The organism is Nocardia ninae NBRC 108245 (genome assembly GCF_007990755.1).
GTDB classification, from domain to species: Bacteria; Actinomycetota; Actinomycetes; order Mycobacteriales; family Mycobacteriaceae; genus Nocardia; species Nocardia ninae.
The window spans coordinates 1-23,249 of sequence record NZ_BJXA01000020.1 but is presented as its reverse complement, the minus strand read 5'-3'; the positions used below and the strand labels follow the sequence as shown (position 1 = coordinate 23,249).

General features: G+C 67.3%; 23 protein-coding genes. 7 read left to right on the top strand and 16 right to left on the bottom strand.

All coding sequences use genetic code 11. The features are described from left to right. Positions 1-101: 101 nt before the first annotated feature. Together NN4_RS16705 and NN4_RS16700 are read left to right on the top strand one after the other, a co-directional pair. A complete protein-coding gene (locus tag NN4_RS16705) occupies positions 102-1,523 on the top strand; it encodes a lipase family protein (protein ID WP_147131773.1) in 1,422 nt (473 codons plus the stop codon). Between the two features lie 48 nt (positions 1,524-1,571). After that, positions 1,572-2,354, top strand: coding sequence for an META domain-containing protein (locus NN4_RS16700; protein ID WP_147131770.1), 783 nt, complete (start codon positions 1,572-1,574; stop codon positions 2,352-2,354). Positions 2,355-2,450: 96 nt separating this feature from the next. Here NN4_RS16700 and tpiA read toward each other — a convergent pair whose 3' ends face one another. The 9 genes from tpiA to NN4_RS16655 all read right to left on the bottom strand — a co-directional run bounded on the left by tpiA (position 2,451) and on the right by NN4_RS16655 (position 12,794). After that, positions 2,451-3,248, bottom strand: coding sequence for a triose-phosphate isomerase (tpiA, locus tag NN4_RS16695; RefSeq protein WP_107657912.1), 798 nt, complete (start codon positions 3,246-3,248; stop codon positions 2,451-2,453). Between the two features lie 8 nt (positions 3,249-3,256). Beyond that, positions 3,257-4,471 (bottom strand): phosphoglycerate kinase, encoded by a 1,215-nt coding sequence (locus NN4_RS16690; RefSeq protein ID WP_147131767.1) that lies wholly within the window; start codon positions 4,469-4,471, stop codon positions 3,257-3,259. Between the two features lie 4 nt (positions 4,472-4,475). After that, positions 4,476-5,495: a type I glyceraldehyde-3-phosphate dehydrogenase gene (gene gap, locus NN4_RS16685; protein WP_107657914.1), complete on the bottom strand. Its 1,020-nt coding sequence runs from the start codon at positions 5,493-5,495 to the stop codon at positions 4,476-4,478. Between the two features lie 596 nt (positions 5,496-6,091). Beyond that, the gene (whiA, locus tag NN4_RS16680) at positions 6,092-7,075 is read right to left on the bottom strand and encodes a DNA-binding protein WhiA (protein WP_040736336.1); all 984 of its coding nucleotides are present in this window, start codon (positions 7,073-7,075) and stop codon (positions 6,092-6,094) included. Then, positions 7,066-8,112: a gluconeogenesis factor YvcK family protein gene (locus tag NN4_RS16675; RefSeq protein ID WP_107657915.1), complete on the bottom strand. Its 1,047-nt coding sequence runs from the start codon at positions 8,110-8,112 to the stop codon at positions 7,066-7,068. The genes whiA and NN4_RS16675 overlap by 10 nt, the downstream gene beginning before the upstream one ends. Before the next feature lie 34 nt (positions 8,113-8,146). Next, complete coding sequence (rapZ, locus tag NN4_RS16670; RefSeq protein WP_246180918.1) at positions 8,147-9,127, bottom strand: RNase adapter RapZ; 981 nt, start codon at positions 9,125-9,127, stop codon at positions 8,147-8,149. Between the two features lie 243 nt (positions 9,128-9,370). Continuing rightward, entirely contained in the window at positions 9,371-11,380 is a 2,010-nt protein-coding gene (gene uvrC, locus NN4_RS16665; RefSeq protein ID WP_147131764.1) for an excinuclease ABC subunit UvrC, read from the bottom strand. A 151-nt stretch (positions 11,381-11,531) separates the two neighbouring features. Next, positions 11,532-11,960, bottom strand: a complete 429-nt coding sequence (locus tag NN4_RS16660; RefSeq protein WP_147131761.1) for a hypothetical protein — start codon at positions 11,958-11,960, stop codon at positions 11,532-11,534. Between the two features lie 147 nt (positions 11,961-12,107). Then, positions 12,108-12,794, bottom strand: a complete 687-nt coding sequence (locus NN4_RS16655; RefSeq protein ID WP_147131757.1) for an HAD family hydrolase — start codon at positions 12,792-12,794, stop codon at positions 12,108-12,110. Between the two features lie 234 nt (positions 12,795-13,028). Between NN4_RS16655 and NN4_RS16650 the strand changes: the two genes are divergently transcribed. Beyond that, positions 13,029-14,993 carry a gamma-glutamyltransferase family protein gene (locus tag NN4_RS16650; RefSeq protein WP_147131754.1) on the top strand — a complete coding sequence of 655 codons (1,965 nt, stop codon included), beginning with the start codon at positions 13,029-13,031 and terminating at the stop codon, positions 14,991-14,993. Between the two features lie 216 nt (positions 14,994-15,209). Further along, complete coding sequence (locus tag NN4_RS16645; RefSeq protein ID WP_147131749.1) at positions 15,210-15,749, top strand: GNAT family N-acetyltransferase; 540 nt, start codon at positions 15,210-15,212, stop codon at positions 15,747-15,749. Between the two features lie 37 nt (positions 15,750-15,786). On the opposite strand, the gene NN4_RS16640 is transcribed toward NN4_RS16645, so the two are convergent. The 4 genes from NN4_RS16640 to NN4_RS16625 all read right to left on the bottom strand — a co-directional run bounded on the left by NN4_RS16640 (position 15,787) and on the right by NN4_RS16625 (position 18,866). Next, positions 15,787-16,290 (bottom strand): PH domain-containing protein, encoded by a 504-nt coding sequence (locus tag NN4_RS16640; protein WP_147131745.1) that lies wholly within the window; start codon positions 16,288-16,290, stop codon positions 15,787-15,789. 130 nt (positions 16,291-16,420) lie between these two features. Then, on the bottom strand, positions 16,421-16,900 hold the full coding sequence (gene ribH / locus NN4_RS16635) for a 6,7-dimethyl-8-ribityllumazine synthase (protein ID WP_135232025.1): 480 nt from the start codon (positions 16,898-16,900) through the stop codon (positions 16,421-16,423). A 21-nt stretch (positions 16,901-16,921) separates the two neighbouring features. Further along, on the bottom strand, positions 16,922-18,166 hold the full coding sequence (locus NN4_RS16630) for a bifunctional 3,4-dihydroxy-2-butanone-4-phosphate synthase/GTP cyclohydrolase II (protein WP_135232026.1): 1,245 nt from the start codon (positions 18,164-18,166) through the stop codon (positions 16,922-16,924). Positions 18,167-18,242: 76 nt separating this feature from the next. After that, positions 18,243-18,866, bottom strand: coding sequence for a riboflavin synthase (locus tag NN4_RS16625; protein ID WP_107657925.1), 624 nt, complete (start codon positions 18,864-18,866; stop codon positions 18,243-18,245). Positions 18,867-19,440: 574 nt separating this feature from the next. Between NN4_RS16625 and NN4_RS16620 the strand changes: the two genes are divergently transcribed. Further along, entirely contained in the window at positions 19,441-19,911 is a 471-nt protein-coding gene (locus tag NN4_RS16620; RefSeq protein ID WP_147131742.1) for a hypothetical protein, read from the top strand. 199 nt (positions 19,912-20,110) lie between these two features. On the opposite strand, the gene rpe is transcribed toward NN4_RS16620, so the two are convergent. Further along, the gene (gene rpe / locus NN4_RS16615) at positions 20,111-20,767 is read right to left on the bottom strand and encodes a ribulose-phosphate 3-epimerase (RefSeq protein WP_107660670.1); all 657 of its coding nucleotides are present in this window, start codon (positions 20,765-20,767) and stop codon (positions 20,111-20,113) included. Positions 20,768-20,863: 96 nt separating this feature from the next. Here rpe and NN4_RS16610 point away from each other — a divergent pair, with 96 nt between their 5' ends. Together NN4_RS16610 and NN4_RS16605 are read left to right on the top strand one after the other, a co-directional pair. Beyond that, on the top strand, positions 20,864-21,286 hold the full coding sequence (locus NN4_RS16610) for an ATP-binding protein (protein ID WP_147131737.1): 423 nt from the start codon (positions 20,864-20,866) through the stop codon (positions 21,284-21,286). Continuing rightward, a complete protein-coding gene (locus tag NN4_RS16605; RefSeq protein WP_147131734.1) occupies positions 21,286-22,221 on the top strand; it encodes an RNA polymerase sigma factor SigF in 936 nt (311 codons plus the stop codon). The genes NN4_RS16610 and NN4_RS16605 overlap by 1 nt, the downstream gene beginning before the upstream one ends. Positions 22,222-22,226: 5 nt before the next feature. On the opposite strand, the gene NN4_RS16600 is transcribed toward NN4_RS16605, so the two are convergent. Both NN4_RS16600 and NN4_RS16595 read right to left on the bottom strand, forming a co-directional pair. Continuing rightward, on the bottom strand, positions 22,227-22,577 hold the full coding sequence (locus NN4_RS16600) for an MmcQ/YjbR family DNA-binding protein (protein ID WP_107657928.1): 351 nt from the start codon (positions 22,575-22,577) through the stop codon (positions 22,227-22,229). A 151-nt stretch (positions 22,578-22,728) separates the two neighbouring features. After that, positions 22,729-23,249: RsmB/NOP family class I SAM-dependent RNA methyltransferase (locus NN4_RS16595; RefSeq protein ID WP_503826341.1), on the bottom strand; the 521-nt coding region annotated here is incomplete at its 5' end.

Genomic DNA, 23,249 nt, shown 5'->3' with positions numbered 1-23,249 from the left:
TCGAGCCGCCCTCTACAGTCGACCCGCCAGTTAGGAAACAGTCGCTCTCTTTTCTGCCCGAGAGCCGGCGCGCAGCGCTGCGTTATGTCGAGGAGTTCCAAATGAAGATGGGCACCGCTACGGGCACCAAGAGGGTGGTCGCACACGTTTGCCTGGTCCTGACCGCGGGTTTGACCGTCGCGGTCTGCCCCGCGATGGCCGGCGTCGCGCAGGCCGAGCCGGTCGCGGTAGCACCGCCGCTACCCTTCCCGCTGCCACCCGCTCCGCCGTACCTCGATCCGGGTTTCTACAACCCCGATCCAGGCAAGGTCGCCGCGGCACAGCCCGGCGAGATCCTGGCGGCTAGGCAGGTCAACCTCGCGAATTTCTTCCTGATCCCCCTCAATGTGCGGGCCTGGCAGTTGTCCTTCCGCAGCACCAACACCCGCGGCGAACCGATCGCGGCGGTCGCCACCGTCATCGTGCCGCACCGCCCGTCCCCCACCCCGGACCGGAATCTGGTCGCCTTCCAGTTCGCCGAGGACTCTTTGTCGATCAACTGCGCACCGTCCTATGTACTGCAGATGGGTTCGCTGCCCAATCCGACGAACCCGGTGATCTCCGCAGAGTTCATCGAGGTCCAGGCCATGCTGCAACTCGGCCACGCCGTCGTGGTGCCCGATCACCAGGGGCCGAACGCGGCCTACGCAGCCGGACCACTCGGTGCTCGAATCACCCTGGATTCGATCCGCGCCGCCGAGAACTTCGCTCAGGCGGGCCTGCCCGGAGCGGCCACCCGGACCGCACTGTGGGGCTATTCGGGCGGCGCCATCCCGACCGCACACGCGGCCGAGCTACAACCCACCTACGCACCAGAGCTCAACATCGTGGGTTCCGCGGTCGGTGGCCTGCTGGCCGATCTGCGGATGAGCCTCGACTACAACAACGGCACGTCGACCTTCGGCGGCGCGGTACTCGGCGGATTGTTCGGTGTCGCACGGGAATACCCGGTGCTGAACCAATTCATCGATCAGTACATGAACCCACTCGGCAAGGCGGTGCGGGTCGTGCACGAAGGTCAGTGCGTCGCTTTGCAATTCGCGGGCTTCCCCTTCGTGAACATCAAGGGCCTGTTCAACTACCCCGGCGGCGATCCGATGACCGCACCCGAACTGCAGCCGCTGCTGGACGAGATGACCCTGGGCCGGCGGGGCACTCCCCCGTTCCCGCTCTACATCTACGAGGCGCCGCTGGACGAGGCGATGCCGATCAACGCGGTCAACAAGCTGTACGACACCTACTGCAAGGACCCGAACGCCCAGGTCGCCTATACCAGGGAGATCATCAGCGAGCACGGCATCGCCGCCGTCTCCGGCGCGGGCTCGGCCGTGATGTGGCTCAACGATCGGCTCAACGGTATTCCCGCGCCGCAGGGCTGCAGCAACCGCGACGTGCCGTTGCAGATCCTGGATCCCGGCGCGTTCGCCGCGGTCGTCAACGCCCTCGGCCAGACCCTGGCGTCGGCTCTCGGCATGCCGGTCTGACCTGCCGAAAACCCGGCCGAACCGCACGATATCGGTACCATCGCCGTCATGGCGGCTAATTTCGTGCGGTTCGGCCCGATCGTTGCCCTGGCACTGCTCGCGGTCACAGCCTGTTCGAGCGGCGACTCCGACCCCAAGCCGGCCGAGTCCGGCCTGGTAGGCCGCACCTTCCTCTCCACCGAGGTGAAGGGTGCGCCGATTCCCGGCGGCGGACCGCTGACGCTCACCTTCAAAGACGACCGGATCGCCGCGGACGCGGGCTGCAACTCGCACTCCGGCGTAGTCGCGCTCGATGACCACAAGCTGCACGTGTCCGGCCTGGCGAGCACCCTGATGGCCTGTCCCGGCGATCGGGAAGGCGCCGACGAATGGCTCAGCGGCCTACTGAATTCCGACCCCACCTGGCAGCTCGACGGCCCGAAGCTCACCGTGCAGAACGACAACCTCACGGTGCACCTGCTGGACAAGAAGGTCGCCAAGCCGGACAAGCCGGTCAAGGGCACCACCTGGATCGTCACCGCCCTCATCACTCCCGACGCCCAAATGCGTTCCCAGACAATCGATGAGGTGAAGCCCACGCTCACCATCGCCGAGGACGGCAGCGTCTCCGGTAGCGCGGGCTGCAACCGGATGACCGGGCGCGCAACGGGTCCCGACACCGAGCTCACCTTCCAGGTCGGCACCACGAAGATGCTGTGCTCGCCCGAGGTGATGGAGGTCGAGCAGGCGGTGCTGAAAGTGTTGGACGGCAAGACAACCGCGACCGTCGACGCCGACGTGCTCACCCTCCGCAATGCCAACGGCAACGGCCTCACCCTGCACGCGGAGTAGTCGGCAGACGACACCATCGGCGCTGGGCACAGACTCACAACGCAGAAAGAGCCAGGCAACGCTCTCGCGATGCCCGGCTCTACTCCGTGAAAACGGTTACGGCAGTGGGCCGCCCGCGGCAATCGCGGAGAGGGTGGCGAACTCGTCACCCTTCAGCGAAGCACCGCCGACCAACGCGCCGTCGATGTCGGTCTGACCGACGAGCTCGCCGACGTTCTTGGCGTTGACCGAGCCGCCGTAGAGCACGCGCACGCCCGCGGCGACCTCCGGGGAGGCCAGCACGGCCAGTTCCGCGCGGATCGCGCCGCAGACTTCCTGCGCGTCGGCGGGGGTGGCGACCTTGCCGGTGCCGATGGCCCAGACCGGCTCGTAGGCGATGACGACCTTCGAGATCTCCTCCGCCGTCAGGCCTTTCAGCGAACCACGCAGCTGCTCGAGGTTGTACTCGACGTGCGTCTTCGCCTCGCGGACGTTCAGGCCCTCGCCGATGCAGACGATCGGCGTGAGCCCGTGCTTGAGCGCCTGCTTGGCCTTGGCGAGCACGGTGGCGTCGTCCTCGTGGTGGTACTGCCGCCGCTCGGAGTGGCCGACCGCCACAAAAGTGCAGCCCAGCTTGGCCAGCATGGCGCCGCTGATCTCACCGGTGTAGGCGCCCGAGTCGTGCATCGAAACGTCTTGCGCGCCATAGGTGAGCAGCAGCTTGTCGCCCTCCACCAGCGTCTGCACGCTGCGCAGATCGGTGAACGGCGGCAGCACCGCGACGTCCACCTTGGCGAAGTACTTCTCCGGCAACGCGAAAGCGATCTTCTGCACCAGCGCGATCGCCTCGAGGTGGTTGAGGTTCAGCTTCCAGTTGCCCGCGATGAGCGGCTTCCTGGCATAGGACTTCGTCACAGCACTCCTCAATCTTCCAGCACTGCGATGCCCGGAAGTTCCTTGCCCTCCAGGTATTCCAGCGACGCGCCGCCGCCGGTGGAGATATGCGAGAAACCGTCATCGGGCAGCCCGAGCGCACGCACGGCCGCGGCCGAATCGCCACCGCCGACGACGGTGAACGCACCCTTACCGGTGGCCGTGACGATGGCCTCGGCCACGCCGCGGGTACCGGCCGCGAAGTTCTCGAACTCGAACACGCCCATCGGGCCGTTCCAGAACACCGTCTTCGCCTCGGTCAGCAGCGCCGCGAACCGGTCGGTGGATTCGGGTCCGATGTCCAGGCCCATCCAGCCGTCCGGAATCTCGTGCGCGGGCACGACCTTCGAGTCGGCATCGGCGGCGAACTTGCTCGCCGCCACGATGTCGCGCGGCAGATGAATCACGTCCGCGTACTGGTCGAGCAGGCCCTTGCAGGTCTCGATCATCTCTTCCTGCAGCAGCGAGCTGCCGACCGAAAGACCCTGGGCGGCAAGGAAGGTGAAGCACATGCCGCCGCCGATGACCAGCGTGTCGACCTTCGGCGCGAGCGCCTCGATCACCGCGAGCTTGTCGGAGACCTTGGAGCCGCCGAGCACGACCGCGTACGGCCGCTCGGTGTCCTGCGTCAGCTTGGCCAGCACCTCGACCTCGGCCGCGACCAGCTTGCCCGCGTAATGCGGCAGCAGCTTCGCCACGTCGTACACCGACGCCTGCTTGCGGTGCACCACACCGAAACCGTCGGAGACGAACGCGCCGTCGTCGCCGACCAGCTCGACCAACGCGGCGGCGAGCTTGGCCCGCTGCGCGTCGTCCTTGCTGGTCTCGCGCGGATCGAAGCGGATGTTCTCCAGCAGGAGCACATCGCCGTCGGTCAGCCCCTCGGAACGCGCGAGCGCGTCTCCGCCGACCACGTCACCGGCGAGCTGGACGTTGCGGCCCAGCTCTTCGGCGAGCTTCGCGGCGACCGGCGCCAGCGAGAGCTTCGGGTCCGGCTCGCCTTTCGGGCGGCCGAGGTGCGCGGTGACGACCACCTTCGCGCCGGCCTCGACCAGCGCCTTCAGCGTCGGCACCGAGGCGATGATGCGACCGGGATCGGTGATCTGACCGTTGTCGTCGAGGGGGACGTTCAGGTCGGAGCGCACCAGGACGCCCCGACCTTCGACACCCTCTTTCAGCAGATCCTCGAGAGTTTTGACTGTCATGGCCTCAGAGCGACTTGCCGACGAGGCCGATGAGGTCGGCGACACGGTTGGAGTAGCCCCACTCGTTGTCGTACCAGCCGACGACCTTGACCTGATCGTCGATGACCTTGATCAGCGGCGCGTCGTAGATGCACGAGTGCGGGTCGGTGACGATGTCGCTCGACACGATCGGGTCGACGTTGTACTTCAGGATGCCCTTCAGCGGTCCCTCGGCGGCGGCCTTGTAGGCGGCGTTGATGTCGTCGATCGAGGCCGACTTGCGCAGGGTGACGGTGAGGTCGGTGACCGAGCCCGTCGGAACCGGCACGCGCAGCGCGTAACCGTCCAGCTTGCCCTGCAGTTCCGGGAGCACCAGGCCGATGGCCTTGGCCGCACCGGTGCCGGTCGGCACGATGTTCAGCGCGGCCGCGCGGGCGCGACGCAGGTCGCTGTGCGGGCCGTCCTGCAGGTTCTGGTCCTGGGTGTAGGCGTGGATGGTGGTCATCAGACCACGCTCGATGCCGAAGCTGTCGTTCAGCACCTTCGCCAGCGGGCCGAGGCAGTTGGTGGTGCACGAGGCGTTGGAGATGATGTTCTGGCTGCCGTCGTACTTGTCGTCGTTGACGCCCATGACGACCGTCAGGTCCTCACCCTTGGCGGGCGCGGAGATGATGACCTTCTTGGCGCCCGCGGCGAGGTGACCCTTCGCCTTGGTGGCATCGGTGAAGATGCCGGTGGACTCGACCACCACGTCGACGCCCAGGTCGCCCCACGGCAGCGCCGCCGGGCCCTCCTTGATGGCCAGCGCCTTGATCCGCTGGTCACCGACCACGATGGTGTCGTCGCCGTCGAGCGAGACATCCTGCGGCAGGCGGCCGAGGATCGAGTCGTACTTGAGCAGGGTCGCGAGAGTCGCGTTGTCGGTGAGGTCGTTGACCGCGACGATCTCGATGTCGGTGGTGCCCAGCGCCTTCTGCGCCTCCACCGCCCGGAAGAAGTTACGTCCGATACGACCGAAGCCGTTGATGCCTACCCGGACAGTCACGTTATCGCTCCTCAGCTTTCAAGCGGATCATTCCGATGTCTAGTAACAGTAGTGCCCGCCTGTAACCCCACCGACATGCACCTGTCCGTTGTGAACTGGCGATCTCGACGCGGTCATCAGGCCACCAGGGTGCGAACGTTCCCGAGTCACCACTTCACTACCGTAACCAGGGAAATCGATCACCGACTGGTCTGTTTCCTCACAATCCGGCGCGCCGACCAGCGCAGGAACATCGTCAAGAGTCCTGGCATTCCGACACACCGGTCATTCTGACGTCTCCGGCAGTGGGGTTACCCCGTTGCCGTTCCGGCACACGTGTCGACATTCGAGTGGCTCGGCCACTGTTCCGGCTCGACCCACCCGCCGATCGGCCCGTCATTCTGGTGCACGCCTGAATAGGAAGTCGACTTCCCACCGGACGCCGAGGTTCGTCGACGACGTTTGCCGGGCCTCCGACCGTGAGCCGGGGTCGAGTGCTTCCACCCCATTCGGAGTTCGGCACGCATCGCGATGCCACGCGTCGATCTACAGCCGAATAGCGGGATCATCCGGCCGGTCGACACGCTGGTCGACCGACCGGATGACAAACTCCCGAATCAGGCTTCGTCGAGCAATTCGGCCGTGACAGCGGACTCCGTGTCGGGGATGCCGAGCTCCTTGGCCCGCCGGTCCGCCATCGACAGCAAGCGCCGAATCCGGCCCGCCACAGCGTCTTTCGTCATCGGCGGGTCGGCCAGCTGGCCGAGCTCCTCCAGCGAGGCCTGCCGATGCTGCACGCGCAGTTTGCCCGCGGCGGCGAGATGGTCGGGCACGTCGTCGCTGAGGATCTCCAGCGCACGCTCCACCCTCGCGGCCGCGGCGACCGCGGCCCTTGCCGAGCGGCGCAGGTTGGCGTCGTCGAAGTTGGCCAGCCGGTTGGCGGTGGCCCGCACCTCGCGGCGCAGCCTGCGCTCCTCCCAGACGATGCGGGTGCCGTGCGCACCCATCCTGGTGAGCAGCGCGCCGATGGCCTCGCCGTCCCGCACCACGACCCGGTCGGTGCCGCGCACCTCCCGCGCCTTTGCGGTGATGCCGAGCCTGCGGGCCGCGCCGACAAGCGCGAGCGCCGCCTCCGGACCCGGGCAGCTGACCTCCAGCGCGGAGGAGCGACCGGGCTCGGTGAGCGAGCCGTGCGCGAGAAACGCTCCGCGCCAAGCTGCTTCGGCATCGGCGATGCTGCCGCCGACCACTTGGGCGGGCAGGCCGCGCACCGGACGACCGCGCACATCGAGCAGCCCGGTCTGCCGGGCCAGCGCCTCGCCCTCCTTGGACACGCGCACCACGTAGCGGGAGGTCTTGCGCAGACCGCCCGCGCCGAGCACGTGCACATCGGAGCCGTAGCCGTATAGCTCGAAGATCTCCCGGCGCAGCCTGCGTGCGATGGAACCCATGTCCACCTCGGCCTCGACGATCACCCGCCCGCCGACGATGTGCAGGCCGCCCGCAAAGCGCAGCAGCGCGGACAGTTCCGCCTTGCGGGAACTGACTTGCGACACCGTGAGCCTGCTCAGCTCGTCTTTCACATCGGCTGTCATCGCCACGAGACGCGCTCCTTTCCACCCAACCCGGAACGCACATCCTGACCCATGTGCCGTCCCTCGACTCGAAGCCCTGCCATTTGTGGCCGAGGTTGCCGGATCAGTTGATCCAGTGCGGCGGCAAGCTTTCCGGGATGATGCCGGTCCGTTCCCGCTTCGGCGACATCGGAGAAGGTTACCCGTGCCCGCAACTGTTCGGCAGCTCTCGCCACATGTTCTCTTTCGCGACCCTCGGGCACCGACCCCGAATCGACCAAAACTTCGTCGACCACGAATTCCGGTGCGTGCTGGGACAATACATGCAGGTGCCGTTCGGCGGAGAAACCCGCCGTTTCGCCGGGCTCGGCGGCCAGGTTCAGCACGAGAACTTTTCTCGCTCGGGTGTACACCAGCGCCTCTCGTAGTTCGGGGACGAGCACATGGGGGATGACGCTGGTAAACCAGGAGCCCGGTCCGAGCACGACAACGTCGGCGTGTTCGATGGCCGAGGTGGCCTCCTGGCTGGCGGGTGGATCGGACGGAATCAACCGCACCCGCCGGACTTTTCCTGGGGTGGTCGCGATGGCGACCTGGCCGCGGATGCAGCGGCTGACGCGCGGATCCGCTTCCAGCCCAGCCACATCCGCTTCGATATCGAGCGCGATGGGCGACATCGGCAGCACCCGTCCGGTGATGCGCAGCATTTTCGCGAGTTCATCGAGCGCGGCGACCGGATCGCCGAGCACCTCGGTCAGGCCGGCCAGGATGAGGTTGCCGACCGAGTGGCCGGCCAGTGCGCCGGTGCCGCCGAAGCGGTGTTGCACGGTCTTGGTCCAGATGCCGTCGGAGTCCGCGGCCAGCGCGGCGAGCGCCATCCGTAGGTCACCGGGCGGTAGCACGCCTAGCTCGGCGCGTAGGCGACCGGACGAGCCGCCGTCGTCCGCGACGGTGACGACCGCGCAGATCTTTCTGGTCAGCCGCCGGACGGCGGTCAACGTCGCGTACAGGCCGTGCCCGCCGCCCAGCGCGACGATATTCGGGTCGGATTCCCACCCCGTCATGCCAGCGCCTCGCTAACACTCGGCTCGCGCGCACTCATTCGCGCCCCAGATCGCGGTGCACGACGCGCACCACGTCGGCGGGGCCCTCGCTGCCGCCGGTGCCCTCGCTCATCAGTTCGCCAAGAGCCTCGGCTATCGCCACGCTGCGGTGCCTGCCTCCGGTGCAGCCCACTGCCACCGTCATGTATCGCTTCCCCTCTTGGCGGTAACCGTTCATCGTCAGCTCGACCAGGTGGTGGCAGGTACGCAGATAATCGGCCGCGCCGGGGCGCGACAACACGTACTCGCTCACCACTGATTCCTGACCAGTGTGTTCCCGCAATTCCGGTATCCAATGTGGATTAGGTAGAAAACGCACATCCAACACCATGTCGGCGTCCAGTGGAACCCCATGCTTGAAGCCGAAGGATTGCACGGTCAGCTGCAATGCACTGGGTGCACCGTCGCCGAAGGCCTCCTCCAACTTGCGGTGCAGCTGGTGGATGGACAGTTCGGTGGTGTCGATGACCAGGTCCGCCGCGGTTTTCACGGCCGAGAGCCGGACGCGTTCGGCGGCGATGCCCGACGAGAGCGTGCCGTCTTTGCTCTCGCTTTGCAGCGGGTGGCGGCGCCGGGCGAAACCGAAACGCCGGATCAGCACATCGTCGGAGGCTTCGAGAAACAGCACCCTGGTTTCGATGCCGAGTTTGCGCAACTGCTCGGTGACCACCGAGAGATCACCGGTGAAGAACCTGCTGCGCACGTCCATCACCAGGGCCAGACTGCGGATCGGCGGGTCGGCGGAGGCGCCGAGTTCGACCATCCGGCCGATCAGCTCCGGCGGCAGGTTGTCGGTGACGTACCAGCCGAGATCCTCGAGTACGCGGGCGGCGGTGCCGCGGCCCGCGCCGGATAGTCCGGTCACGATGACGACTTCGACCTGCGGGTTCGCCGCTGCGACAGCGCTCGAGGGGCCGGCCCGCCCCTCGGTCTGTCGCGGATTACCCGCAGTGTTGTTCGCTTCGACGCGTGTCATGTCCTACCGGATCCGTCACACGACTGCACCTCGCGGGCGCTCGGCTCCGCCGTGCGCCGTCGCACGCTGTGTTGTCGGTTCACTCGCTGCGCTCGCTCTCTGGGTACCTCTCGAATCATCCCGCACCGGTTCCGGTATCGGGCGCAGACATGCGCGATCACCTTCCGTGGTGCACGTGGAAGGCTAGCGACTGGTACCGAGAATATAGGTGTATCGGAGCAAAGCCGATGTTTCCGATGGTCCTCAGCCCTCCTGTAGCGCCGCGAGCACGGCCTTGGCGGTGGCCAATCCGATGCCGGGGACCTCGGTGATCTCCTCTACCGTGGCCTGCTTGAGCTTGGCGACGGAACCGAAATGGGTAACCAGCGCGGTTCGGCGCGCCGTCCCGAGCCCGGGCACCGAGTCCAGCGCGGACGCGGTCATCCGGCGGGAGCGTTTGCTGCGGTGGAAGGTGATGGCGAACCGGTGTGCTTCGTCGCGGATCCGCTGCAACAGGAACAAGGCCTCGCTGTTGCGCGGCATGATCACCGGGTCGCTCTCCCCCGGTACCCACACCTCTTCGAGGCGTTTGGCCAGGCCGATCACCGCGACATCGGTGATGCCGAGTTCGTCGAGCACTTCGGCCGCGGCCGCGACCTGGGGTGCGCCGCCGTCGACGACGTAGAGGTTGGGCGGGTAGGCGAATTTACGCGGACGGCCGGTCTGCGGGTCGATGCCGGGGCGGGACACGAGTTCGGCGGTGTCGTCGAGGGCTTCGACCGCCGCCAGGTCCTCGTTCACCATCAGCTCGCGCTCTTTCTGCAGCTTGTAGAAGCGCCGCCGGGTCACCTCCCTGATGCTGCCGACGTCGTCCGAGCGGCCGTCGCCAGCGGCCTCCTTGATGGTGTAGTGCCGGTATTCGGATTTGCGGGCCAGGCCGTCCTCGAACACCACCAGCGAGGCGACCACATCGGTGCCCTGCACGTGGCTGATGTCCACGCACTCGATCCGCAGCGGGGCGCTGTCCAGTTCGAGGGCGTCCTGGATGGCTTGCAGCGCAGCCGATCTCGACGTCAGGTCGCCCGCGCGCTTGAGCTTGTGCTGCTGCAAGGCCTCCATCGCGTTGCGCTGCACGGTCTCGGCGAGGGCCTTCTTGTCGCCACGCTGCGGCACCCGCAGCTGCACGGCCGAGCCGCGCAGGTTGCACAGCCACTCCTGCAACTGCTCGGCGTCGGCCGGGAGTTCGGGGACCAGCACCTCCCTGGGCACCACGGTCGCGGGCTGCTCGGCCTCGCCCAGTTCCGCCACCGCGACCTGCTCGCCGTAGAACTGGGTGAGGAACTGCTCGACCAGCACGGCCAGTTCACTGCCCGCCTCCGGCGAGTCGATGGCGTCGCCGGATTTGTCGACCACCCAGCCGCGCTGACCACGGACCCGGCCGTCCCGGACGTGGAAGATCTGCACCGCCGCCTCCAGCTCGTCGGTGGCGAAGGCGATCACGTCGGCATCGGTGCCGGTGCCGAGCACCACGGCCTGCTTCTCCAGCGCGCGGCGCAGCGCCTGCACGTCGTCGCGCAGGCGGGCGGCGTTCTCGAAGTCGAGGTCCTCGGCGGCGTCCTGCATGCGGCGTTCGAGCTGGCGCACCATGCGGTCGGTGCGCCCGGCCAGGAAGTCGCAGAAGTCCTCCACGATCCGGCGGTGTTCGGCGGCACTGACCCGGCCGATGCACGGCGCCGAGCACTTGTCGATGTAGCCGAGCAGGCAGGGGCGCCCGATCTGGTTGTGCCGCTTGAACACTCCGTTGGAGCAGGTGCGCGCGGGGAACACCCGCAGCAGCAGGTCCAGGGTTTCCCGGATCGCCCAGGCGTGCGCGTAGGGGCCGAAGTACCGCACGCCCTTCTTGCGCGCGCCGCGGTAGACGAACAGACGCGGGAACTCCTCGTTCAACGTCACCGCGAGCACCGGATACGACTTGTCGTCCCGGTATCGCACGTTGAACCGGGGGTCGAATTCCTTGATCCAGTTGTATTCGAGCTGCAGCGCCTCCACCTCGGTGGAGACCACGGTCCACTCGACGCTCGCGGCCGTGGTGACCATCTGCCGCGTCCGCGGATGCAGCGACGCGACGTCGGCGAAGTAGGAGTTCAGCCTGCTGCGCAGACTTTTTGCCTTGCCGACGTAGATGACCTGCCGATATGCGTCCCGGAACTTGTACACCCCTGGTTCGACGGGAATCGTGCCCGGCTTGGGCCGGTACGTCGCTGGATCTGCCACCCATCAAGCCTATCGAGCACGTCCGACAAGCTCGGCAAGGCGATCCGGGTTCGGTTCTCCTCCAGGGTTGCGACCGGGATCGACCTGCCGCCTTTTGTCGAAACGCGCTGCTGGACAGGAAGTTCAGTGCCCAGGTCTGTCACCGCGCTCGTTATTCGTCGGCGCCGAACCACTCCTTGGCTTCGGCGCGGCACAGCTGGTAGACGACGGCGCTCGACGTGCCGAGGGAGAAGAGCACCGCCACGATCCACTGCTCGAACGGAATGTCGTTGGGTTGGGTTCGCCAGCCGACCACCGCCTGCGCGAGCGCCAAGATGACCGCCAGCACCCGCACGCCGCTGGCACCGCGGATGAATCCCCAGGCGACGAGGCCGAGCAGCCAGCTGAACAGGAATTGGATGGCCGCGCCGCCCGCAGCCTCGGCGCTGCGCGTCACACCCATGATCACTGGATAGGCCAGTCCGAATCCCGCCAACCCCCAGGCGGCTTCCCGTGCTTCTCTGACGGTCTCGGGCAGCTCGGTCAGCGCCCATAATTTCTCGGCGACCGCTAAATCCTCGTCCGAAAAGTCCGCGCCCACGGCGCTCCCCACTCCCGATCAACACTCTCGACCCGCATCGACGGGTGCGCCAGCAGGACGCTAGAGCACCGGCGAGAGTCGGACAACTCGGGCGCGGCGGGGGTTATCCGGAAATGATGCCGTGTTGATCACGGGCGCGCCGGTCGATCAGGACAGTCCGTGCTGCTGCAATGCGTCGAGCAGACCGGACGGGCGTTCAGCGGTGGGCAGCGGGTCTACCAGGGCGAATCGGCAGCCGAGGGCGGTCGCGCCGCCGTCTGCCTCGGCGCTGTCACCGACCATCAGCGCGGCGTCGGGATCGACGCCGAGCTTGTCGAGGGTGCCGGCGAAAATTCGGGGATCGGGTTTCACCGCGCCGATCTCGAAGGAGAGGGCGAAGGCGTCGATGTATCGGTCCCAGTTCCGGGTGGTGAAGGCGGGGCGGATGTCGAAGGCGATGTTGCTCACCACACCGACCTGAATGCCTTGGGCCGCAAGCGACGTCAGCGCTTCGTCGACGTCGGGGTAGGGCGTCCAGGACATCGGATCGATCAGGCGGCCGTAGAGGACGGCGGCTTGGTCGTCGGTCGGTACGCCGGACTTGCGCAGGACCTCGAGGTAGGCGCGCCGATGCAGCTTCGGATCCAGGTCACGGTTGTCCCAGGCGTGCTGACCGTCGGCGTCGAATCGCACCAGCTGGCCGACCGGTGCCGTCATCCTGCGCAGGATCTCGGCCTTCTCGTGCACATCGAAGGGGCGGCCGTCGGCCGCGACCAGGTCCGCACCCCAGGATTCGTCCTCCTCCAGTCGAAACAAGGTTCCGGAATAGTCGAAGAGCACCGCTTCGATGGTCACCGGGCCAGCCTACCGACCGGTCCGCCGCGCTCGGCGTCGTCGCAGGTCACGCGGGTGACGGGTGGATATGTGGTGGCGCGCAACCGAGTTCGTCGTCCGCACGCCTGCCTGGTTGTGCCGGAAAGAATCCCTTCGATGCGCCGACTTCCTTCCGGCACTCGAATCACCGGACTCTCCCGGCGTTGGTCGGACAAACTCTCCCCCGGTCTCGGTGCCGGGCGTTAGAGTCCCCCCATGAGGCGCGCGCGAGGAACGTGGACGGGTGTGGCGGCAGTGGTGCTGCTCGCCCTCGGGACGGTCACGGCTTGTTCGTCCGACGAGGACAAAGCCGGAGCCGTCTGCGACACGGTGCCGAACGGGACACCGGTGGCCGCGACCTCGGCAGGCGCCACGGACGGCAAGACCCAGGACATCAGCACCAACCCGGAGATCTCCACCGGCTACCGGTCGGGGATGACGGCGGTGCGCACCAAGACGTACGCGGTCGCGACGGCGAACCCGGTGGCCACGAAGGCCGCGTGTGGCGTGCTGCGCGAGGGCGGCACCGCCGCGGATGCGCTCATCGCCGCGCAAACGGTGCTCGGACTGGTCGAACCGCAGGCCTCCGGCATCGGCGGCGGCGCGTTCCTGATGTACTACGACGCCGACACCAAGACCGTGGACGCCTACGACGGGCGAGAGGTCGCGCCTGCGGCGGCCACCGAGAACTATCTGCGCTGGGTCAGCGACACCGATCGGTCCGAGCCGAAACCGAACACGCGCGCCAGCGGCCGATCCATCGGCGTGCCAGGGGTTTTGCGGATGCTGGAGATGGCGCACCGCGACCACGGCAAGACCGGCTGGCGGGAACTGTTCGACCCGGCCATCGATCTCGCCGACCGCGGGTTCCCGATCAGCCCCCGCTTCGCCGGGCAGATCGCGGAGTCCGCCAAGGATCTGGCGCTCGACGAGGCTGCGAAGGCGTACTTCCTGAATCCCGACGGCACCCCCAAGCCCGCGGACACCATGTTGACCAACCCGGCGATGGCGAAGACGTTGGGCGCCGTCGCGACCGAAGGCGCCCAAGCCTTCTACACCGGCGCTATCGCGGCCGACATCGTGGACGCGGCCACCTCCGCGTCCGGCGGCCGCACCCCGAGCCTGATGACCACCGCCGACCTGGCGAACTACCAGGCGAAGAAGCGCACCGCGCTGTGCACCACCTATCGCGCACACGAGATCTGCGGCATGCCGAACCCGTCGTCCGGCGGCAGCACCGTCGCCGCCACCCTCGGCATCCTGGAGAACTTCGACCTCGCCGCGCTGCCGCCGGACAACCTCGGTGCCGGTTCCGACGCCCGCAACGGCGGCAAGCCGAAGGCCGACGCCGTCCATCTCATCGCCGAGGCCGAGCGCCTCGCCTACGCGGACCGCAACAAGTACGTGGCCGACTCGGACTTCATTCCGCTGCCGGGCAATTCGCCGCAGACCCTGGTGGACAAGAACTACCTGAAGCAGCGCTCCGCACTGATCGACCGCGGCCGCAGCATGGGCACCGCACAGCCCGGCGACTTCGGCCCCGTCCCGCTCGGTGTCGGCGCGCAGCCGCCCGAGCACGGCACCAGCCACATCTCGGTGGTCGACAAGTACGGCAACGCGGCGGCCATGACCACCACGGTGGAATCCGCGTTCGGCTCGTTCCACCTGGTCAACGGTTTCGTGCTGAACAACCAGCTCACCGACTTCTCCGCGGACCCGCTCGGCACCGACGGCGCACCGGTCGCCAACCGGATCCAGCCCAACAAGCGCCCGCGCAGCTCGATGGCCCCCACCCTCGTCTTCGACAAGGCTCCCGACGGCACGCGCGGCGCCCTCACCCATATCGCCGGCTCCCCCGGCGGCTCGGTGATCATCCAGTTCGTCGTGAAAACCCTGATCGGCATGCTGGATTGGGGCCTCGACCCGCAACAGGCCGTCTCCGCCCTGTCGTTCGGCGCAGGCAACACCCCCTCCACCGGCGTCGGCGGCGAACACCCGAGCATCAACACCGCCGACAACGGCAACAACGATGCCCTGGTCATCCGCCTCCGCGAACTAGGCCACCAGGTCACGGTCGCTCCGCAATCCAGCGGACTCAGCGCGCTGCAACGCGACGGCGACGGCTGGATCGGCGGCGCCGACCCGCGCCGTGAGGGAGCGGTCCTCGGCGACACCCGCTGAGTCGTCAGCTCACTGACCGACGGGGCATGGCGGCGGCCAGGTGCGAGTAGGGCCGCCGCCATGCCCCGTTAGTGAAGTACGGCGGTGCGGCGTGAGGTTTGTCAGGCGCGTGAGGTTTGTCAGGCGAATGGCAGCGTGGGTTTGGACGGCGTCCTCGTCGCGCGTGTCGGGGGTTTATCTCGCGATGGCGCCTCGGTTGCCGGTTAACCTGCAGTTATGCAGACCGGTGCGTTCGTCCTCGCGGAGGCTTTCGCCGAGGATCCGCTGATGACTTACTTCTGGCCGCGACCTGGGTTGCGGCGGCAGGCGCTGCCGGCGTTCTGGGATTCGCGTATTGCCTCGCGCGCTGAAACGGGCATGGTCGACGCGGCGTGCGACGCGGACGGGAACATTGTCAGCGTTGCGTTGTGGGAACCGCCGGGGGTTATCTCCTCGATCGCGAAGCCGTTCACCCTGTTCCGGGCGTTGAAGGGCAGTCTCCCCCGGGCGCTTGCGGCTTCCCGCCAGATCGAAGACGTCCGACCCGATACTCCCCATCTGTATCTCGCTGCCGTCGGTACCCACCCGAACTGCCGGCGTCAGGGCTTCGCGTCGTCCCTGATCGAGCAGCGGCTGGCCGGCTCGACCGAGCCCTGCTTCCTGATATCCAATTCCCGTGCGTGCTGCCCGTTCTTCGAACGCTTCGGCTTCAAGCGGCAGGGCGAGCTATCCATCGACCACGGGCCCATCGTCTATCCGATGCTGCTGTCCCGCTGAACCTCGACACCGGGCGGCGCAATCAGAGCGCCACCGATCACTTCGGCTCGGCTGTGTACTTCACACCCAGTTCGCGGAGCTGCTCCATTGCTTCGGCGGCACGCTCCTTGTCGTTGGAGCGGATTGCCAGCATGGGGACGTAGTCGTCGTTGACGAGTTCGAGCCGGGCCCAGGCCTTCCGGTCGGGGAAGGTGACGCCGCGGACGGTGTCCCAGGGGAAGTCGTTGTCGCCGAGGATGTTTCGCACCGAGACGCCTGCGGCGCCGACACGCACGCGCGGCCGGGTGAGCAGCAGGACCGCGGCGGCGATGACCAGGCCGATGCCGATCATGGCTATCTGGTCGACGACGCGGAAGTTCACGCCCGTCGAACCGGTGCGCAACCAAATACCGCCTGCGAGGAAGGCGGCGGCGATCACGACCGCGACGATGCGCGCGTTGCGCACGGCACGGCGGGGACGGATCTCGAGTTCCCACTCGGACGTATCGCCTTGTCCTGCGGCGGGTTCGGCGTTCCTTCGGAAAATGCGAGAGACCGGCATCAGTTACCCGCACCTACCCCTGCGACATCGGCATGGAACTGCAAAACGTCCGCGACAGTCGCCGATCCGATACCGGGAACCGCTGCCGAACCACATAGGCCGACTGCGCGGTGGAACCCGACCGCACCCACTACGCGGACTGCCGCAGGGAACGCAGCGTCAGCGCGGCATCGAGCGCCGCGGCGCACGCCTGCTCGCCCTTGTTCTCGGCCGACCCGGGAAGACCGGCCCGATCCAGCGCCTGCTCCTCGTTGTTCGTGGTGAGCACCCCGTTCGCGACGGGCGTGCCCGCGTCCAGCGAGACCCGGGTGAGCCCGGCGGTGACCGCATCGCAGACGTACTCGAAATGCGGTGTGCCACCCTGGATCACCACCCCGAGCGCGACCACCGCGTCATGCGTGCGCGCCAGTTCCTGGGCCACCACCGGCAGTTCCATCGCGCCCGCGCAACGCACCACCGTGACGTGCAGGACGCCGGCGTCTTTGGCCACCTGTTCGGCGTTCGCCAGCAGGGTGTCGCAGATCGTGGTGTGCCAGCGCGATGCGACGATGCCGAGTTTCAGATCCTTGGCATCCGCGAGCGCGAAAGTCGGTACGCCGGTACCGCTCATCGATGTCTGCCTCTCCGTGAATTAGCGGGCGGTCTCGCCCAGATCGATGTCGTCGAGCCCGATCAGGTCGTGGCCCATCCGGTCGCGTTTGGTCCGCAAGTAGCGCAGGTTCTCGGCGTTGGCGCGCAACGGCATCGGCACCCGGTCGGTGATCCGCAGGCCGTAGCCGTCCAGGCCGACGCGCTTGGCCGGGTTGTTGGTGAGCAGCCGCATCGAACGGATCCCGAGGTCCACCAGGATCTGCGCGCCGGTGCCGTAGTCGCGCGCGTCGGCGGGCAGCCCGAGTTCCAGGTTCGCGTCGACCGTGTCGTGGCCGGAGTCCTGCAACTGGTAGGCCTGCAGCTTGTGCATCAGCCCGATGCCGCGGCCCTCGTGCCCGCGCATGTACAGCACCACACCGCGGCCCTCCTGGGCCACCATTTCCAGCGCGGCATCCAGCTGCGGACCGCAGTCGCAGCGCAGCGAACCGAACACATCGCCGGTGAGGCACTCGGAGTGCACCCGCACCAGCACGTCCTCGCCGTCTGCGAGGTCACCGCGCACCAGCGCGACATGCTCGACCTCGTCGTAGATGCTCTGGTAACCGACGGCCATGAATTCGCCGTGCGCCGTGGGGATCCGCGCCTCGGCGACGCGCACCACGTGCTTCTCGTGCTTGCGCCGCCAGGCGATCATGTCGGCGATGGAGATGAGCGCGAGGTTGTGCTCGTCGGCGAAGACGCGCAGTTCCTCGGTGCGGGCCATGTGGCCCTCGTCCTTCTGGCTGACGATCTCGCAGATCACGCCCGCGGGACGCAGTCCGGCCATCCGGGACAGGTCGACCGCGGCCTCGGTGTGCCCCGGCCTGCGCAGCACGCCGCCGTCCTTCGCGCGCAACGGCACCACATGGCCGGGGCGGGTGAAGTCGTCGGCCTTCGCCTCGTCGGAGGCGAGCAGTCGCATGGTGGTGGCGCGGTCGGCACCCGAGATACCGGTCGTGATGCCCTCGCGGGCGTCGACCGACACGGTGTAGGCGGTGCCGTGCTTGTCCTGGTTCATCGCGTACATCGGCGGCAGGCCCAGCCGATCGCAGTCGTCACCCGTCAGTGGCACACAGATGTAACCGGAGGTGTAGCGAATCATGAAGGCCACCAGCTCCGGGGTGGCCTTCTCCGCCGCGAAGATGAGGTCGCCCTCGTTCTCGCGGTCCTCGTCGTCGACGACGACTACGGCCTTACCGGCGGCGATGTCGGCGACTGCGCGCTCGATGGTGTCGAACCTGGTCACGTCTGTTGTGCTCCATCTCGAATTAGGTCCGCCCCTACACTACGGCGTCGCTCGCGGATGATGACCGTCCGGCCGTTCACCCGCGCTGCTGCAGGCGCTCCACGTACTTCGCGATGACGTCCACCTCCAGATTGACGGTGGTGCCGACGGTGGCAAAGCCGAGATTTGTCAGGGCAAGCGTGGTGGGGATGAGCGAGACCTCGAACCAGTCGCCGCTGCCCGCCTCCGCGGGCTCGTCGGCGACGCCGAGGCCGGAGACGGTGAGCGAGATGCCGTCGACGGTGATCGAGCCCTTCTCCACCACGTAGCGGGCGATCTTGTCGGGCAGCGAGATGCGCACCACGTCCCAGTTCTCCGAGGGGGTGCGGGAGAGCACGGTGCCGGTGCCGTCGACGTGGCCCTGCACGAGGTGGCCGCCGAGCCTGCTGTTCAGTGCGGCGGCCCGTTCCAGGTTGACCTTCGATCCGGTGTCCAGCTTGCCGATGCTGGAGCGATCCAACGTCTCTTGCATCACGTCGACCGTGAACGAATCGCCGCCCACCACCTCGACGACCGTCAGGCACACGCCGTTCACCGCGATCGAATCACCGTGCCCGGCATCGGAGGTCACCAGCTCGCCCCGGATCGTCAGCCGGGCGGCGTCGGCCAACCGCTCGGTGGCGACGATCTCGCCCAGCTCCTCGACGATGCCTGTGAACATGCCATGACTCCCTAGTCGTTGTCCCCGGTTGCGGAACAGCCCGGCCGCGACGGGTATTCCCGCCGGTCGATGCCCTTGGCTCAGCTTAACGACGGCTGGTCGTAGCCGACAGCACGGTTCCGCTCAAAGAGCCAGCAGACCGTGTCCCGGCAACCGCCGGAGGAAGCAGACCGGCTGCCGGGGGACATGCGCGTAGGCAAACGATCAATAAAGGATTGATGTCGAATTCAATTCGATGATACGGATATTGCGACTTTTTCAGGTCGACAATGATTATTGGGCCGCGATATGGATACCACCAGTTTGCGTTTTGCACACTTCCGGCAAACTCACGAGCTCTGTTCGTACCCAGTTGCCGCTCACTTTTAACATTTGCTTGCGCCGTGACCGAAATAGCAGCAATATTGTTATGTAGCTGATTCCTATCGTTCACCGAACAGTTCGACGAGGGACCGTTAGACCTGGTGAAGCACGTGATGCCGCCAGGAAGTTCGACCGAAGGATTGTCCACCACTCACGGAAGTCAGAAGACCACAGTGGGCCTAATCAAGTTCGACACAGTTGGGGGCGCGGCGTGACCACTCTTCTCGATTCGACGCTGGAAGTTCGCTGCGTGCAGTACCGGCGCGAATTGCACCTGCCCGCCTCGATCGATCCCACCTCGCGACGCATCCTGTTGCATATCGGCACTCATTACGGCGCCATCACCATGCCCGCCGACCTCGGCGAACGGGTGCAGCAGCGGCTCGAGCAAGCCGCCATCGCGGGACCGGTCCTCGATCATCCCCGCGCCCAGCGCTGGACCTTCCTGACCGGACCGTACCGGCCGGACACGCTGACCGCCGCGGTCTCCGCCGAGCTGTTCCGGCTGTACGCGACGGTGGCCTGCACCGGCAGCCAGATCGTGCTCCCCTCGCCCGACGACGAGCACACCGGCTACCGCACCTGGATCCGCTCCCCCGCAACCGCAGCCACCCGACCGCCGCTCAACGCGGTGATCGAGGCGACCCGCGCGATCGGCGCCTGCAAAACCCGCGCGCTGTAAGCGATTTCGCCGGGGCAGACCCCGCGCGGCCCGGCACCGCTCCGCGGGGGCGATCGCGCGACGAGATCGAGCGTTGCCCGCAACCCGTGCGCTGCAGACGATTCGCAACTCGCGTCAGGTCGCATACTGACCGCCGCTCAACGGGACGCCACTCGCACGAACGTTGCGCAAAACCCCGCGCAGTTAGCCGAGCGTCCACTCAGCCCGCGCGCACCACGGCGGCTTGCCTGCGCAGCGACTCGACGGCCGCCTTGGGATCGGCCGTGTTGTAAACAGCGGACCCGGCGACGAAGCAATCGATGCCGGCCTCCGCGGCAGCCTCGATCGTGTCGGTGTTGATCCCACCGTCGATCTCCACCAGCAGCCGCAGCTCGCCCGCGTCCACCAGCCTGCGCACCGTGCGCGCCTTCTCCAGCACGTCGGCGATGAACGACTGTCCGCCGAAGCCGGGCTCGACGCTCATCACCAGCAGGGTGTCGAACGAACGCAGGATCTCCAGGTACGGCTCGATCGGTGTGTTCGGCTTCACCGAGAGACCCGCCTTGGCACCCGCCGCGCGGATGTCGCGGGCCACCGCGATCGGATCGTCGGTCGCCTCGGCGTGGAAGGTCACATTGTGCGCGCCCGCCTCGGCGTACGGCGGCGCCCAACGGCCCGGATCCTCGATCATCAGGTGGCAGTCGAGGGGGATGTCGGTCGCCTTCAGCAGGCTCTCCACGACGGGCAGGCCCAGTGTCAGGTTCGGCACGAAGTGCGCGTCCATCACGTCGACGTGTAGCCAGTCGGCTCCCGCGACCGCCTTGGCCTCGTCCGCGAGGTGGGCGAAGTCGGCGGACAGGATGGAGGGGGCGATCATCGGAGCGGCCGGGCGCGCGTAAGTCGGGGTGGACACAACGTCGCAGTCTATCGGTAGTGTGGGTTGTCCAGCGCGGGAGTGGGTAGCCTGCATAGGGTGATCAACATTTCGGCGGAACAGGGGCTGTACAGCACCCCGGTGGAGATTCGGGTGGCCGCATCGGTCACACAGCTGCCCATCGTTCGTGGGCTCGCCGAAACTCTCGTCCTACTAAGCGATTTCACGCTGGACGAGGTGGCCGACATCCGGCTGGCCGTCGACGAGGTCTGCTCGACCCTGATTGCCGTCGCCGGACCCGACACCAGCCTGAACTGTCGATTCACCGTCGGCGAGACCGAGTTGCTGGTCCACGTCAGCGGGATCGCGGCCAAGGCGGGTCTACCCGATCAGCGCAGCTTCGGCTGGCATGTACTGCGCACCCTCACCGATGAGGTACAGGCGAAACAGGATTCGTTCGATTCGACGGTTTCCGGATATCCGACGACGGTCGAGTTCCGTCGGGTCCGGGGGAAAGCGTAGTGGCGGACGAGGACACCGTGTTCGACTCCGATCGCGACGACAACGCCGACACCGTTACCGACAAGGCGGATCCCGCCACCGAGAAGGCCGACGACGCGGAGAGCGCCGCCGAGGACGCGGACGATGTCAGCACCCAGGACGCCGTCGAGGAAAGCGAAACCATCGAGGCGGTAAAGACGGTCGCCAGCTACGACGACGTCGGGCTGCTCTTCGAACAGCTCGGTGCGAGCAAGCCGGGAACCGCGCGGCACAGCGCGATCCGGGCCGAACTGATCAGTCGCTGCATCCCGTTGGCCGATCACATCGCGCGCAAGTTCAGCGGGCGCGGTGAACCGTTCGACGATCTCACCCAGGTGGCGCGGGTCGGGCTGGTGCACGCCGTCGACCGGTTCGACGTCGAGCGCGGCTCGAACTTCCTGTCCTTCGCGGTGCCGACGATCATGGGCGAGGTGCGTCGCTACTTCCGCGACAACACCTGGGCCATGCGGGTGCCGCGGCGGGTCAAGGAGACGCATCTGCGGATCGGCGCGGCGATCGACGCGCTCTCCCAGCGGCTCGGCCGGTCACCGACGGCCAAGGAGATCGCCGCCGAACTCGACGTGGACCCGGACGAGGTGACCCAGGCCGTCATCGCGGGCAACGCCTACCAGCCGAGCTCCATCGACGCGGCCACCCTCGGCCGCGACACCGATGCTTCCCTGCTGGACACCCTCGGTGAGGAAGAGTCCCAATTCGACCGGGTGGAGGAGTACGTCGCGATCCGTCCGCTGCTGGCCGGGCTGCCCGAGCGGGAACGCCGGATCCTCACCATGCGGTTCTTCGAATCGATGACGCAGACCCAGATCGCCCAGCAGATGGGCATCTCGCAGATGCACGTCTCGCGCATCCTCGCGAAAACCCTTGCGCGGCTTCGGGAGCAGTCGAGCCGGGAGTAACGGGCTCACCCCTTGGCGGACGCTCGCTGCTTACGCACTTTCGGCGGAGCGGTGAGCCACCATGCATCGTCCAGCATTTCGCGCAGCTGTTCGCGGGCGACGCGTTCGAGATCGATGAGGATGAACGGGTGTCCGTCGTAGTGCGGGGTGGTGTAGAACGCCGGATCGCCGGAGGCCAGCAGCGCCTCCTTCTCGGCGGGATCACACACCAGAGCCAACCCACCCTCGGCGTCGACGCGTAACCGGCCGAAGCCCTTGCCGCCGACCTTCAAGGCTGGACTGTTCCACCACGTCGACTCTTCGACGCCGGGGAGTTCGGTCGCGAGAGCGACCACGTCTTGCCACGTCAGTGCCATGAACGTCAGTCTGCCCGACGGGCTGGGCCAGGGATTGGACGAATGGAATCGGCGAGATGGGCGAACCCAGAGCTGGACGAGTGATCATGGGGAACTGATGTTGGCGAATCGCGAGAAGCCGCCGGCATCAGTTCCCCCTCGATCCTGCGGGTCAGGGTTTGCGGAGAGCCGCCATGAACATTGCGTCGGTGCCGTGGCGGTGCGGCCAGAGTTGGGCGGTCGGGCCGTCGCCGAGGTCGTCGACGCCGGGGAGGAGGGGGCGGGCGTCGAGTTGTTCGGCGCCGAGGCGGCGGACCGCGTCGGCTACCACGACGACCGTTTCCGACAGGTGCGGTGAGCAGGTGGAGTACAGCAGGACGCCGCCGGGGCGGAGCAGATCCCATGCGGCGGTGAGCAATTCGCGCTGCAGGGTGACCAGTTCGGCGACGTCGGCGGGGGTGCGGCGCCAGCGGGCCTCGGGTCGGCGGCGCAGTGCGCCGAGGCCGGTGCATGGTGCGTCCACCAGAATGCGGTCGTAGCCGGGGGTCAGTCCGCTGTCACGGCCGTCGGTGACGTGGACGTCGACGGGCAGGCCGTGCACGGACTTGCGGACGAGTTCGGCGCGGTGCTCGGCGGGCTCGACCGCGTCGACGCGGAAGCCGTCGATCGCGGCGAGGGCACCGAGCAGGGCGG